General features: G+C 43.8%; 10 protein-coding genes. 9 read left to right on the top strand and 1 reads right to left on the bottom strand.

The window, feature by feature from the left end:
* The first annotated feature begins 197 nt into the window (after window positions 1-197).
* Complete coding sequence (locus ACVBIK_RS10210) at window positions 198-1,445, top strand: GGDEF domain-containing response regulator (protein ID WP_447161732.1); 1,248 nt, start codon at window positions 198-200, stop codon at window positions 1,443-1,445.
* 70 nt (window positions 1,446-1,515) lie between these two features.
* On the opposite strand, the gene cysZ is transcribed toward ACVBIK_RS10210, so the two are convergent.
* On the bottom strand, window positions 1,516-2,289 hold the full coding sequence (gene cysZ, locus ACVBIK_RS10215) for a sulfate transporter CysZ (protein WP_447161705.1): 774 nt from the start codon (window positions 2,287-2,289) through the stop codon (window positions 1,516-1,518).
* A gap of 217 nt (window positions 2,290-2,506) precedes the next feature.
* On the opposite strand from cysZ, the gene smc reads away from it, so the two are divergent.
* The 8 genes from smc (at window position 2,507) to ACVBIK_RS10255 (ending at window position 14,619) form a co-directional block, all read left to right on the top strand.
* Entirely contained in the window at window positions 2,507-5,962 is a 3,456-nt protein-coding gene (gene smc, locus ACVBIK_RS10220) for a chromosome segregation protein SMC (protein ID WP_447169608.1), read from the top strand.
* 23 nt (window positions 5,963-5,985) lie between these two features.
* Complete coding sequence (gene zipA, locus ACVBIK_RS10225; protein ID WP_447169609.1) at window positions 5,986-6,900, top strand: cell division protein ZipA; 915 nt, start codon at window positions 5,986-5,988, stop codon at window positions 6,898-6,900.
* Window positions 6,901-7,033: 133 nt separating this feature from the next.
* Window positions 7,034-9,037, top strand: a complete 2,004-nt coding sequence (gene ligA, locus ACVBIK_RS10230) for an NAD-dependent DNA ligase LigA (protein ID WP_447169610.1) — start codon at window positions 7,034-7,036, stop codon at window positions 9,035-9,037.
* Window positions 9,038-9,559: 522 nt separating this feature from the next.
* Window positions 9,560-10,042: a DUF2919 domain-containing protein gene (locus ACVBIK_RS10235; protein WP_447161701.1), complete on the top strand. Its 483-nt coding sequence runs from the start codon at window positions 9,560-9,562 to the stop codon at window positions 10,040-10,042.
* Between the two features lie 551 nt (window positions 10,043-10,593).
* Window positions 10,594-11,790, top strand: coding sequence for an HD-GYP domain-containing protein (locus tag ACVBIK_RS10240; protein ID WP_447161700.1), 1,197 nt, complete (start codon window positions 10,594-10,596; stop codon window positions 11,788-11,790).
* A gap of 96 nt (window positions 11,791-11,886) precedes the next feature.
* Window positions 11,887-12,744, top strand: a complete 858-nt coding sequence (locus ACVBIK_RS10245) for an SDR family oxidoreductase (RefSeq protein ID WP_447169611.1) — start codon at window positions 11,887-11,889, stop codon at window positions 12,742-12,744.
* A gap of 281 nt (window positions 12,745-13,025) precedes the next feature.
* Window positions 13,026-13,664 (top strand): thiol:disulfide interchange protein DsbA/DsbL, encoded by a 639-nt coding sequence (locus tag ACVBIK_RS10250; protein ID WP_447161698.1) that lies wholly within the window; start codon window positions 13,026-13,028, stop codon window positions 13,662-13,664.
* A gap of 547 nt (window positions 13,665-14,211) precedes the next feature.
* Window positions 14,212-14,619, top strand: a complete 408-nt coding sequence (locus tag ACVBIK_RS10255; RefSeq protein ID WP_447164444.1) for a GNAT family N-acetyltransferase — start codon at window positions 14,212-14,214, stop codon at window positions 14,617-14,619.
* Window positions 14,620-14,687 lie beyond the last annotated feature (68 nt).

Consider the following 14,687-nt stretch of genomic DNA (forward strand, 5'->3'; position numbering starts at 1 on the left):
ATAAGGATACCGTTTTTTACCAACATTCGTTAAGCTTGCCGCCATAAGAAGCGCGTAGATGCATTATGCGACAGCGTAAATCTCCCATTTTATTATGTACAGTTAACACATCAGTCAAAAATATTGATTAATGTAGAGTCGGTTAAGAAGCTCGTTAACTGCACATAACAAGGAGTATGGGAAGAAGGAGAGCAAGTTTGCGGATATTAGTGGTTGAAGATAGCCAAGTAGTTTCTCGGGTAATGCGGCACTTACTGACTCAAGAGTTATGTTGTGAGGTCGATGTCGCCCCGGATATGGCCAGCGCTAAAGAGCTGTTGGCACAAAATGAGTACTTTGTGGCGATCACAGACTTAAACCTTCCTGATGCACAAGAAGGTGAGATAGTGAAGTTTGTGTTGGCAAAACAGATCCCTTGCATTGTATTAACCGGTAGCTGGGACGCCGAGCAGCGCGCTCGACTATTGCAGCTCGGCATTGTGGATTATGTATTTAAGGAAAACCGCTTTAGCTATGAATATACCGCTAAGCTGGTGAAACGTTTAAGCCGTAATCAAAGTGTCAAAGTGCTGGTTGCCGATGACTCGGTTGTTAGCCGTAAGTTTATTCGTAGCCTGTTGGAGCAGCATCTATTTCAGGTTATTGAAGCTGACGACGGAATTGCAGCACTAGAAACCCTTAATGATAACCCCGACATTACTTTACTCATCACTGATTATAATATGCCAAGGCTGGATGGTTTTGGGTTGATTATTAAGGTGCGGGAGCGACTGAGCCGCGAAGAACTCGCCATTATCGGCCTATCTAGCGACAGTGATGAAAGCTTATCAGCACGCTTTATTAAAAATGGTGCGAATGACTTCCTGCAAAAGCCGTTTGTGCATGAAGAGTTTCATTGCCGGGTGTTAACAACACTGGACTCGTTAGACATGGTCACAAAACTGTGGGAACAGGCGAATCTCGATTACCTTACCAACGTGTTTAATCGTCGCTATTTCTTTAATTTTTATCAAGAAAAGTTAACTTTGATTGCTCAAAAACAAGGTTCTTTAGCGTTGGCATTACTGGATATCGACTTTTTTAAAAAGGTGAACGATACCTATGGTCATGATGTTGGTGATGAGGTGTTAATCGAGTTTTCTGCACGATTGAAGCAGTCATTTTCACAGCATTTTACGGTTGCACGAATTGGTGGTGAAGAGTTTGTGGTGGGATTTAAAGGCCTTAATGTAGAGAAAGCGTATGCCTTGCTCGACAGATTCCGTATGCAACTTGAGGTCACACCGATAGAAACCTCAAAAGGGACGTTAAATATTACGGTCAGTACCGGTGTAACAGAGTTTACCGCCAACGAAACCGTAGATGAGTTGCTAAACCGCGCTGATACGAGTTTGTATGAAGCTAAAAGTGCTGGACGTAACCTAGTTTGTATCGCGCAAAGCTAGCTTTTAAGCTTGATTGCAACCATGAAAAAGCAGCCCGATGGCTGCTTTTTCTCAAAGTATGGTTTTTAGGTTATTCAGGGGCAATAGCATCGTTTTTATAGGCGGTGCGATACTTATCGACCCACATGGCCGTCGCGCCACAAATTGCAACGGGCATGACCACAAAGTTTAAAATGGGGATCATCGAGAACAGGGTGACTGCGGCGCCAAAACTAAAGCTGCTGCCCTTGGTCTGATTGAGCGCAAACTTCATGTCCTGAAACGGCACTTTATGGTTATCAAATGGATAATCACAATACTGAATTGCCATCATCCAGGCACTAAACAGGAACCACAAAATAGGCGCAACGGTTTGCCCTACAAAAGGGATCCAAAATAGCAGTAAGAATACGATGGCTCTAGGGAGATAATATTTAAGCTTTATCCACTCTCGGCCCATGATCCGCGGCAGATCTTTAATCAGATCGATACCGCCACCGGTGTTAAGAGGCTTACCCGTAAGTTGCTGCTCTACCTTTTCGGCTAATAAACCATTAAAAGGGGCGGCAAGCCAGTTCATAACCGAGCTAAAAATAAACGACAGTACGACTAATAAAGTTAGTACGGCTAATGGCCACAAGATAAAGTTTAGCCAGCTTAAATAGTCGGGAAGTTGACCTGAAAGCCAGGCAAACACACTCTCTAATTGACCAATGGCAAAATAGACTAGACTACCAAATAACAATAAATTGATTGAAAGTGGAATAAAGACAAATCTTCTAAGGCCAGGCTGCTTGATTAGACGAAAGCCATCGAGAAAATAATTAACACCGCTTTTTTTTTGTACTTGATTGGTTTTATTCATAGAAGTATTACGTTGTTAAGAATGCATATTCGTACGATTGTGAGTCAGTCGGTATTTAATCACAAGTTAAAAGCGCTTAATCATCAATAAAAAGCGTTACAAAATGCAGTGAGCTTTGGTAAAGTTACACTCCATATAAATGCGATTGCTAGCTATCCAATGCTAGGCGTCGAACTTAATCGCTAACATGTTAGCGAGGAAATGACAAAACGGCACCATGAGACTTAAACAGATTAAACTTGCCGGATTCAAGTCATTTGTCGATCCAACCAAAATACCTCTACTGAGTCCACTAAGCGCCATTATTGGCCCGAACGGCTGCGGCAAATCCAATGTGATTGATGCGGTGCGTTGGGTATTGGGTGAAAGTTCTGCCAAACATCTGCGTGGCGACTCTATGGCAGACGTTATTTTTAATGGCTCTACCGCAAGACGCCCCGTGTCAGTTGCCAGCGTGGAATTGCTATTTGACAATCAAGATGGGCGCCTAGTTGGCCAGTATTCCAGTTATCAAGAAATTGCCGTTAAACGCCAAGTGAGCCGAGACGGTGATTCTAGCTATTTTCTCAATAACCAAAAGTGCCGCCGTAAAGATATTACCGATCTTTTTATGGGCACAGGTCTTGGGCCCCGAAGTTACGCCATTATTGAGCAGGGCACTATTTCACGGCTCATTGAGTCCAAGCCTCAAGACCTAAGGGTTTTCATTGAAGAAGCGGCGGGGATCTCTCGTTATAAAGAACGTCGTCGAGAAACTGAGAATCGCATTCGTCACACCCGAGAGAACTTGGCGAGGCTCGGTGATATTCGCTCTGAATTAGCTAAACAGTTAGATAAATTGGCCGAACAGGCTGAAACCGCTAAAAAGTATCGTGAGCTAAAGCAAGCTGAGCGCAAATGCGATGCCGAATTATCGGTATCACGCTATCATGAGTTGTTGCAGCAAACCGCAAAAATTGATGAGCAACTGGGTAAGTTAGGGGTGCAGCAAGCACAGTTTTTGGCTGAAAATCAGACCATAGAGCTGAGATTAACAGAGCTCAATTTAACGCTAAGCGAGCTTGATACTAAAGAAGCACATCAGGTCGAAGACTTTTATTTGACCAAAACGCACATCGCGAAGTTAGAGCAGTCTCTCAAGCACCGTGAGCAACAGGATGAAAGCCTGAGTCTACGACTACAAGAGCTTTCGGCGCAGATGCTCACTTACCGTGCCCGTTTAGCCGACGATGAAGCAAAACAAACTCTGCTAACTGAGCAGCAAACCAGTGCTTTGCCCGAAGCCAGTCTATTGCGACAGCAATTGGCAGAACATGATGCCGAGCTTTCTACCTTAGTTGAGCAGCTTGACTATCTGAGCGAGCAATTAACTCATTTAAATGAGGCTCATACTCAGGCAAACCTTGCCTTTGAGATGAATCGTAATCAGCTCAGCCATGCTGAAACGGATATTGCTAATAAACATCAACGGGTCGCGAGACTAGAAGAGCAAACACTGCAAACGGCAGCAGAGCTTGAACTGTTGACGTCGCAAGATATCACTGAGCAGGTGAGTGAGCTTAGTGGCGTTATTGAGCAAGAACAAGAAATTGTCGATGAACTCAATTTCCAGCTGGAAGTCAAACAACAAACTGAACAAACCTTGCTCGCCGAACAGGACGCTCTGAAAGTCAAACTTGCAGATGAGCAAGGGCGGCTATCGGTCGTGTCTCAGTTATTACCAGCCGATAAGGACGGTGATAGCCAAGAGCTATGGCAAGTGATCGATGTTACTCCCGGCTGGGAAAGCGCCGTTGATATTTTATTGTCAGGGATATTGAGTGCACCAGTGTTACCCCAAGACGACTCGCAACGTAATAGTCTAGGTGATGACCAAGATAAAGATACTAATCAAGCGCAGTTTGGTTTTGAAGCTGGAAGCACACAACTTGCGGCCATCAAGGCGCCGGTAAACCTAGCTCCCTGGTTAAAACATGTCACCTGGGTTGAGACAAAAAACCACGCCATATTGCAACGAAGTGCACTCAAGGATGACGAGTTAATTGCGACCGCCGACGGTTATCTTATCGGTGTCGATTTTATCATTGAGAAAACCCAGGCAGCAGGCTCGATTGTCGAGCTTAAAAATGAACAAATTGCCTTGCAGCAAAGTGTGGCTAATAGCCAAGCGAGCTTAGCAAGATTAAGCGAAAATCTCGCCGAGATAAAGTTATTGCTGGCGCCGCTTGTTAGCCAAGCTCAGCAAAAACAGCAGTGGATTCAAACTAAGCAGATAGAGCTTGCCAGTTTAAGTTCACAACTGCGTTCGCAGCAGCAATCGATAACGGATATCGCTTCTAGACTCGCAAAAATTGAGCAAGAATTAGTTGAAGCTAAGCAAGAGTTACAGGCCTTTGAACTCAGCGCTGAGCAGCGTAAGCTGCAACATCAGTTACTGAACGAGACACTGGAACAGACGCTGCGGGCTAAAACCCATGGTCAGCAGCAAAAAGCACAAGCGGTTGAAAAAGTTGCACAGCTAAAACCACTACGGCAGCAGTTAGAAGCCAAAGTGACGCAAACCTCAATGAGTGAGCAGAGCTTACACACTCAGTTAGTGCTCATTGAACAGCAAGTAAATCAACACCAACAGCGTTTGCTAGAGCTTGAACAAAATGAGTTGCAACTACATAAGCAATTAGAGGCTAAAGACAACGAGCTTGAAGAGGGACAGTCACAATCCCTTAAAGAACAATTAGAGCAGGCTCTGCAAGCGCAACAAATTAAGCAAGAGGCGTTAACGGTTTTAAGACAGCAGCAGGCTGAGTTACAAGAACTGTGCGATAGTGCAGGAACGAATAAAAAACAACAGCTTGCAAAGTTAGAAGACTTGACTCAATCCTCCAGCACGTTAAAGTTACGTCGTGAAGGTATAAAAGGTCAAATTGACAGTCAGCAGCGATTGTTAAATGAACAAAACGTTGATGTTGAACTAATATTATCTACATTAGACGATAAGAAGACCATGTTGTGGCGTCAAAAAGAGCTAGAACGACTACGGGCACAGATAGCACATTTAGGGGCTATCAACTTAGCGGCTATTGAAGAGTACGATCAGCAAAATCAACGTAAGTTGTATTTAGACAGTCAAGATGGTGACCTTAATGCCGCGCTAACCAGTTTAGAAGAAGCGATTCGTAAGATTGATAAAGAGACCAAGAGTCGTTTTAAAGATACTTTTGATAAAGTGAATACTGACTTAGGGATCTTGTTTCCTAAGGTCTTCGGTGGCGGAAGCGCATATTTAGCGTTAACCGACGATGACCTATTAGAAACTGGCGTGACCATTATGGCTAGGCCACCGGGTAAGAAGAATAGTACTATTCACCTTCTTTCTGGTGGAGAAAAAGCGTTAACCGCTTTATCATTAGTTTTTGCTATTTTTAGATTGAATCCAGCACCATTTTGTATGTTGGATGAGGTTGATGCACCTTTGGATGACGCCAATGTCGAACGTTTTTGTCGTTTGGTGAAAGAGATGTCCCAAAGCGTACAATTTATATATATTAGTCACAACAAGATCACCATGGAATTGGCCGATCAACTTATCGGTGTGACTATGCATGAGCCCGGTGTTTCGCGCATCGTGGCTGTTGATATCGATGAAGCGGTGGCATTAGCCGACGCAGGATAAACATAAGAAATACAGGGTAATCAATGGAAAATTTGCAGCTGGTATTGCTTCTTATAGGTGCGATAGCCATTATCGCCGTACTTGTGCACGGCTTTTGGTCCATTAGAAAACAGCAACCTAAGGGATACAAGCAAAGCCCCATGGCGGATATCAACCGTGAGCGTCGCGATGCCGAAGGTTTTGATAACGATGGGATTGGTGAAGTTAGAGTGGTCAAGCCAACGTCAGTAGACACGGCAACGAGCGATGTTAACGAGCAAGAGCCGCTGTTCACAGAGCCGGTTGAAGAAGCGTTTGAGTTAAGCCAGGCTCCTGCGGCTAAAATGAATAAGGCTCGTGTAGAACCGTCTCTATCGGCAGAAAATCCGGCTTTTAGTGATGAAATGCCAGTGCAAGAGTCTTTGTTTGCAAGTGAAGAGCCTTTATCTGCTGCTGCCGTTGAACCTCAACCAGCGCCTTTAAAGCCGGCAGCACAAGAGCCCGCAACCGTAGAAGAGCCAAAGCAAGCCGCTACAGATGAGCTAGGTGAACCACAAGATGTGCTGGTCTTACATGTTGTGGCTAAAGAGGGCGAAGAGCTTAGTGGCGCAGAGTTATTGCCATGTTTGCTAACACTTAACTTCAAGTTCGGTGATATGAATATTTTCCATCGTCATGAAGATAATGCTGGTACTGGAAAGGTACTGTTTTCGATGGCGAATATGGTTAAGCCTGGCGTATTTGACCCGGATAATATGGAGCAATTTAGCACGCAAGGTGTAGTGCTGTTTATGACGCTACCTTGTTATGGCGATGCGTTAATGAATTTCTCTATTATGCTGAACTCGGCTCACCAAATTGCCGATGATTTAGGTGGTGTGGTGCTCGACGGTGGCCGTGATGAGTGGTTAGAGAGTACTAAGCAAAACTATATCCAGCGGATCAGAGCGCAGGCCTAAGCGCAAATTGAGCATAACCATAAAAGCGAAGTTTTGAGGAACAGGGCAAATCAGATCCCAAGCCTAGGCTTTTAACACATATACATATTTGAAAGGCCGCATCAGCGGCCTTTGTTATTATTTGGACATTAAGATGCACGCTATTCAAACTGAAATTGCTCAGCTTACCGCTGAACTTAATCAACACAACTATCGCTACTATGTTGATGACAGCCCCTCGATCCCCGATGCTGAGTACGATCGCTTATTGAACAGACTGAAAGCGCTAGAGAATGAGCATCCACAATTTTGTTTAGCTGATTCGCCGACACAAAGGGTTGGCGGCGAGGCTTTGGCTAAGTTTGAGCAAATTAAACATTTAAAACCTATGCTCAGTCTAGATAACGTATTTGATGAACAAGAATTTACTGCGTTTAATCAACGTATAACCGATAAAACCGGCAGCTTAAGCTACTGTTGTGAACCTAAGCTAGATGGTCTTGCAGTGAGCATTATTTACCGTGATGGTGTGTTTGAGCGAGCGGCTACTCGCGGTGACGGCCAGACTGGCGAGAATATCACTGAAAACGTGCGCACAATTAAATCTATCCCATTGCGTTTACGTGGCGCTAACTTTCCGCCGCTACTTGAAGTGCGTGGTGAGGTGATTATGCCGCACAAGGCATTTGATGCACTTAATGAACGTGCTCGTGCTAAAGGTGAGAAATTGTTCGTTAACCCACGTAACGCAGCAGCGGGTAGTTTGCGCCAGTTAGACAGTAAGATCACCGCGAGCCGCGCTCTAGGCTTTTATGCTTATGCGTTAGGTGTGGTGGAGCCTGATTCTTGGGAACTTGCCGACAGTCATTATGGTCAGCTTGAACAATTGCGCTCATGGGGCGTGCCCGTTAGCCAAGAAGTTAAAGTGTGCGAGTCTGTGGCACAGGTGATGGAATATTATAATGATATTCAACTGCGCCGTAGCAGCCTAGAGTTCGAAATTGACGGTGTGGTGATCAAGGTTAACCAAATTGCTCACCAATTAAGTTTAGGTTATGTAGCTAAAGCACCGCGCTGGGCAACAGCATTTAAGTTCCCTGCACAAGAAGAGATGACCCTATTAGAGGGCGTCGACTTTCAGGTGGGGCGTACTGGTGCAGTCACGCCGGTTGCTCGTTTAAAGCCGGTGTTTGTCGGTGGCGTAACCGTATCAAATGCAACCTTACATAACGCCGATGAAATTGCCCGACTTGGCGTAAAAATCGGTGATACCATCATCATCCGCCGCGCGGGTGACGTGATCCCGCAAATTGTTGCCGTTGTGGCTGAAAAGCGTCCTGATGATGCCAAAGAGATCTGTTTCCCTGCGCATTGTCCAGTTTGTGGCAGCGAAGTTGAGCGAGTCGAAGGTGAAGCGGTTGCACGTTGCACCGGTGGACTCTTTTGTGAAGCGCAGCGCAAAGAAGCGATTAAACATTTTGCATCACGTAAGGCGTTAGATATCGATGGTATGGGCGATAAAGTTGTTGAGCAACTCATTGATAAAGAGTTAGTTGCAAGCCCTGCCGATCTATTTAAGTTGACCGCCTCTGCCATGACGATGTTAGAGCGCATGGGCATGAAGTCTGCGACTAAACTTGTTGCCGCTATCGATGTCGCTAAACAAACCACTTTTGCCCGTTTCCTCTATGCATTAGGAATACGCGAAGTGGGTGAGGCGACAGCCGCAAACTTGGCTGCCTATTTTAAAACCCTTGATGCACTTAAGTCGGCGAATGAAGAAGCCTTCATTAGGGTCGATGATGTTGGCACGATTGTGGCGGCCCATCTTGCTCACTTTTTTGCCCAGCCTCATAATCTTGACGTTATTGATAAGCTGATTGAAGCTGGCGTACATTGGCCTGCAATAGAAGAAGTGGCAGAAGAAGATCTATCACTTAAAGGCCAAACGTGGGTATTAACGGGAACGTTAACTCAATTAAACCGCAATGATGCTAAAGCAAAGCTACAGGCACTAGGTGCTAAGGTAGCTGGGAGTGTATCGAAAAATACCGATTGTTTAGTCGCGGGTGCCGCGGCAGGGTCAAAACTGACTAAGGCGCAAGAGCTAGGGGTTAAAGTTATCGATGAAGAAGCCTTGATTGCTATTTTGGCTTAAGGTCGATTTGCTCTAAAAGAGAGATAAATTTAACACGTGAGTTGGATTAATTTAAACGCTCCTATGCTGCTTTGGCTAGGAGCTTTTTTATTATCTGTTAATACCAATTGCATTAAGGAACTGTTCATTCAGCGTGAATTCAAAGGGCTGAGGGCAAGTTGGGAATTTGATGCGAATCGTTATTCTCGGCTCTGGGCTCCTGCTTCGCTCTACCTCCTAAATATATGTAATCGTATATGAAGAGTTTCGGGCGTAGCATGCAGTGCTTTGCCATGTTTTAAATATCACCAGCCAGTGGGAAACGCTCAAGTGTTCCACTTCTGTTTTGCATTGACTCACTAGGGAATAACCATTCTGTCATCGATGCGTCTTGAATTGAAAAGCTCAAGCGCTTCTGAATTGATTAAATACCTAATGTAATTGGTATAAAGCTTGAAAATCATTTAATTGCCACCACATCTAACAGTAGGTTTAGCTTAAGCACTGACTTGTCGTCTTGAGTCATCAATCAAAGGAAATGGTTTGAATTTTAGTAATATCACATGGCTCGATGATAAAGGACATGTAAAACCGCCAATCATGCTCTATCTGTTACTGGTGTTTATTGCCCGTGGTTGGTGTGTGTTTATCGCATCACTGACTCAAGCCAGCGATAGAGCTGCCTTAGTTGAATTATTTTACCCGCACAAAAGTGACTTCTTGCTGGCTTTAGCCGCAGGTGCAGGAGCCCTCATTGTTTATGGCGCCGTGATAGCAGAAAGAAAACGTGCGCCTAACTGGGTACGACCTGTTTTTCCATATATGAAGTGGATGCTGGTATTGCTGCTATTTATTGATGGTGGCTTACTTATCCAGCGTGTGTTGCATACATACTATGTGTACAGCTGGAGTATAGGGCTAGATGCATTGTTCTTATTCTGGAGTGGTTTATATCTATATAAGTCAAAGCGTTTGAAGCTGTACTTTAGTGACTGGAAAGAAAATGATAGCAAGGAAAAAGAATAAAAAAAAAGACGCTGCAAGCAGCGTCTAAAGAATCTTGATTCAGAGAGTCACTCTGTACATATGATCCAAAGAGTTACAATAAAAAACCTTTAAAGATAAATAATAATCAAACTGCGACTATGACTTAGCAAGTTAAAGGACAATTGACAGTATTGCTTCTTAAACATCATCTTCGGGGCGACCGATCTTAAGAAACAGTTTCAGTATAGGGGTGTTGAATATTGTATGCAATATTCAATTTGTGGTTATTCTCGATAAAATGAGATAAATAAGGAATAACATATACTCAAACAGCGTATTTTTAACCAGACTCACTTGAATAAAACCCTCATATTGAATTTTAACGTGTCAATTTAGCTCTATTTGTCATAAAGTTGACACCAGTCTGCAGTCTAGTGAGTAAGATAATCATTATCGACTTGGCTCAGACCTAAAGCAGCATTGCCGTTAGGCTTTGGTATTAGCTGTGGGTTTAAAGAGTGCTTAAGCTTATGTACTCTGATTGGTTAGCAATAAAAATCGGCCTAAATGCCGATGCTGGAGTGACTTAAATGTCAAAGGCTGCCGAGATGCAAATTCCTTTGTCTGAGTTGAAAGTTGGTATGACCGTTAAGCTTCCTCTTTCATGGACGAACCATCCTTTTCTATTCAATCGTATCGAAATAGAGAAATTAGCACACATTGAGTTAATTAAAACGCTTAATGTGTCATTCGTGTACCTGATTTCCGGTGTTGAGTTGCTGTCAAAAAAATCTGCACCAGTCAAAGTCAAAATCGCCCCAACCCCAGAAGAGATCGCTGCTGAGTATAGTGCGCTCGTTAGAAAGTCTATTCGAATGGGCCAACAAAGGTTTACCAAGGGCGCGAGTGATTGCAGAGCAACTTTTTCAAAGTTAGGCGCCGATCCTCAAGGCGCTTACCGAAGTGCCGCAACCTTAGTTGAAGAGCTAATGGATCACCTAAAGGAGATGGAAACTCCTTACCTAACGTTGGTGAATGCGGGCGACAATATATCGGTTAACCAGCACGGTGTATCGGTAGCGGTCTTATCTATGATCCTTGGCCAAGCACTGGATATGACTCACTCACAGTTGCGCGATATTGCCATGGGAGCGCTATTTCACGATATCGGTAAGCAGAAAGTACCGGACGTGATCCGACGCAAAAAAGGCCATCTATCAGAACATGAAGCCAATTTCTTAAATATGCACGCCCAGTTTGGCTATGACATGCTGAATAAGTCAGGTTTATTTCCAAGTGCCGTGTTAGATATTATTTTGCATCACCATGAATGGATTGATGGTAGCGGTTATCCTCATGGACTGAAGGGGCAGCAAATCGCCATTGAAACGCAAGTGGTGAGTTTAGCGAATGATTTCGAGCGCTTACTTAGGGCCGGTGAGGCTAGATCGCCACAAGTGGCGCTAGGTTACCTATTTAAGAACCGTGTCGATAAACATGACCCAAAGTTAATTTCGACTTTAGTTAAAGTGCTGGGGATCTACCCGCCAGGAACCTTAGTAACCCTGTCTTGCGGTGATGTAGCCAAAGTGATGGTAACCACATCTCAGGTTAAAAAGCCCATAGTCTGGAGTTGTAGCATTGATGGTAAAAATGGTCAGTTGCGATTTTTAACCGAAGAAGAGCAAGAGATTGTCGCTGTAATAAAACTTGAAGCGCTTTCATCTGCAGCGGTCAAAACACTCGATGCAACATCACCAGTAAGCTTTTACTTCAGCACCTTATAACAAGTTTCCTTATCTGTTAGCACAAAGCTAGCCTATCTCTTAGCTTGTGCTTTAAACTGACACGTATTAAGAGTTATAAATTCAGAGACAGAAAATATGATTAAATCAGTCTGTATTGTCGGCTGTGGTTGGTTTGGGCTTCCGCTCGCAAAGGCTTTGGTTGAACGCGGTGTGACTGTTTTTGGCAGTAAGCGGGAGTTAGCACAAGCGCAGGCATTAAAAGAGCAGGGCATTAATGGTTTTAAGCTTGATTTAGATGATGCACAGCTGCAACAGCAGAGTGCAGAGAAAAGTGCAGAGAAAAGTGCAGAGATAACCCGGGCACTGACTGTTGACTGTTTAGTGGTTAATATTCCTCCGGGGTTAAGAAAAGATCCCGATGCCTATTTGTCACGGCTAGCTAAGTTAAACCAACTCATAGATCATCACAGTTACAAAAGGCTTATTTTTGTGAGTACTACGGGCGTGTATCCGTCTATCGATGGCGAACTTACAGAGCAAGACGCTAAAGCTCACTCAGAGAACAGTGAAAAACTTTTACAAGCTGAGGCGCTCTTTGCCGCTAAAGACAATGCCTGTATTGTTCGATTTGCCGGGCTGGTTGGACCTAAGCGGCATCCCGGGCGTTTCCTTGCGGGTAAAACAGAACTTGCTGGTGGCAATAGTGCGGTGAACCTTGTTCATCTAAATGACTGCATTGTTGCCGTGACGACGCTATTGTTTAGTTCACCTGAGAATACAATTTATAATGTATGCGCACCGACTCATCCTACGCGCGAAGCATTTTACGCAAAAGCCGCCAGTGACTTAGGCTTAGTGATACCGCAATTTATAAAGGATGGCGCAGCAACTAAGCTTACTGGTAAGTCGATTAACAGTGATAGATTGATGACAGAATTTAGTTTCGAATATCAATTTAGTGATCCTATGGATATGCTGACCAGTTGCCACTAATGCAGAGATTAATCATTCAAGTTCGTTGAGCGCTATGCGACTCAAACTCTCAATAGACTCCTTAACGGCTGTTAATATAGAGTCCTTAACGGTTTTTAATATAGAGCCTTAAACTTGTTGTGATACAGAGTCCTTAACGGCTGTTAATATAGAGTCCTTAACGGTTTTTAATATAGAGCCTTAAACTTGTTGCGATACAGAGTCTTTAACGGCTGTTAATATAGAATCCTTAACGGCTTTTGAAATAGAGATAAACGCCAAATTTGAAACTAGGGGTAAATATGAAGTCGTTTAAACAATCACTTGGTCGAATGTTTGTTATTTTCGCCATGCTATGGCTGCCTTTGCAAAGTGCATCGGCTGCTCCTTACCAAGAAGGTGTCGATTACGTCAAAATTGGCGGGATCCCAGAGACGACGACGCCAGTAGTACGTGAGTTCTTTTCATATAATTGCGGCCACTGTTATCGCCAAGATCCATTCTTTAAACAGACTGCAGATCTTCTCGGCGAAGAGGTTCAATTTGAGCGAACGCCTGTTGGCGCTGGTCGCACTAGCTGGATTTTAAGTCAGGAGGCTTACTATCTAGCGCAAAAGTTTAATGTGACCAAGCAAGTTCACGGTAATATCTTCACCCGTATACATGAGCAAGAGGGCGCTTTTACACGGCCTGAACAGTTAAGAGACTTTTTTGTAAGTCAGGGGCTTAATGCACAAGAGGTTGAAGCGGCGATGAATTCGACAGACGCTAAGCTCGCCTTGATGAATTATGATACTCAGGCTCAATTAGCTGAAATTCGCGGCGTACCCTCGCTTGTGGTTAACGGTAAGTACCTTGTAAAGAACCCGGGTAAGACACCAGAGGATTTAGCCAAACTGGTACGCTACTTGAGTACACTTGAGGAAGACAGCAAGCCATAACGGATTTTGCCTTATAGCCTTCTTGTTATTGATAAGCTCACTTAACCGTGGGCTTTTTGTTATTCAAACCCCAATAATCACAGCGTTCAAAATCACAGATGTTCAAACATCACAGCGCTCAAAATTACTGATATTCAAAAATCATATTGCTCAAAATTACAGGCCACCATAATCACTAATACCTCTTCCCAAAGGATAATCTCACCACATCACCAAGCGCGATGCTTTCACAAAGAATATGAAGGTAAAGAACACGCACGTTAAAGGCTTGAACTGTGCCTTTCTTCGTGCGAACAGTGTTCTTCGTACTGAGGCGCTTTTAGTTAATAATGAGCTCAGCTGAGGCGAAACATACCGCTATGAAAATTGTGAGGGATGTGATAAAACCAAATAAAACTAGAGTCTTATGTTCGATAGTTTACCGTGAAATTGATAAGTTATTGAAAATAAATTGTTTGAGGAAAGGATGTAGAGGCCTCTACATCAAGACGCTCAAACCGCAAAAGTACTGTTTGGCGTAATACTGTTTGGCAATGATGGAGTATGAATGAACATTGAAGTTAATCTCGACAGGAATATAAATGAAGATGAAGTTATCGATTTATATAAGGCGAATGGATGGTCTTCTGCTGATAAACCCGTAGAACTGATGGCTGCATTAACAAACTCTCACTCTTTAGTAACCGCTAGGTTTAATGGCAAATTAGTCGGTTTAGCAAATGCCATATCTGATGGCCACTTAGTAGTTTATTATCCTCACATGCTGGTTCATCCGGATTATCAAGGGAAAGGTATTGGGCGAAAAATGATGGCAGCGTTCCAATCAATATACGGTCATTTGCATCAACAAATGCTAACGGCAGACGGCGAGGCTATAGATTTTTATAAAACCTTAGGTTTTGTGCGCGCGGGTAAAACTGAGCCTATGTGGATATACTCGGGAACGGAGCATTAACGGCATAACAAACACGGCTAGACCGCTTTCTCATCGCGTATGTTGAACATGCCCTGACTCGTTGCAGT

The organism is Shewanella sp. 125m-1, from assembly GCF_052977065.1.

Excerpts from the sequence above, each read along its gene's own strand:
- cysZ (WP_447161705.1), bottom strand. The coding sequence starts at position 2,289 with ATGAATAAAACCAATCAAGTACAAAAAAAAAGCGGTGTTAATTATTTT.
- smc (WP_447169608.1), top strand. The coding sequence starts at position 2,507 with ATGAGACTTAAACAGATTAAACTTGCCGGATTCAAGTCATTTGTCGAT.
- zipA (WP_447169609.1), top strand. The coding sequence starts at position 5,986 with ATGGAAAATTTGCAGCTGGTATTGCTTCTTATAGGTGCGATAGCCATT.
- ligA (WP_447169610.1), top strand. The coding sequence starts at position 7,034 with ATGCACGCTATTCAAACTGAAATTGCTCAGCTTACCGCTGAACTTAAT.
- ACVBIK_RS10240 (WP_447161700.1), top strand. The coding sequence starts at position 10,594 with ATGTCAAAGGCTGCCGAGATGCAAATTCCTTTGTCTGAGTTGAAAGTT.
- ACVBIK_RS10245 (WP_447169611.1), top strand. The coding sequence starts at position 11,887 with ATGATTAAATCAGTCTGTATTGTCGGCTGTGGTTGGTTTGGGCTTCCG.
- ACVBIK_RS10250 (WP_447161698.1), top strand. The coding sequence starts at position 13,026 with ATGAAGTCGTTTAAACAATCACTTGGTCGAATGTTTGTTATTTTCGCC.
- ACVBIK_RS10255 (WP_447164444.1), top strand. The coding sequence starts at position 14,212 with ATGAACATTGAAGTTAATCTCGACAGGAATATAAATGAAGATGAAGTT.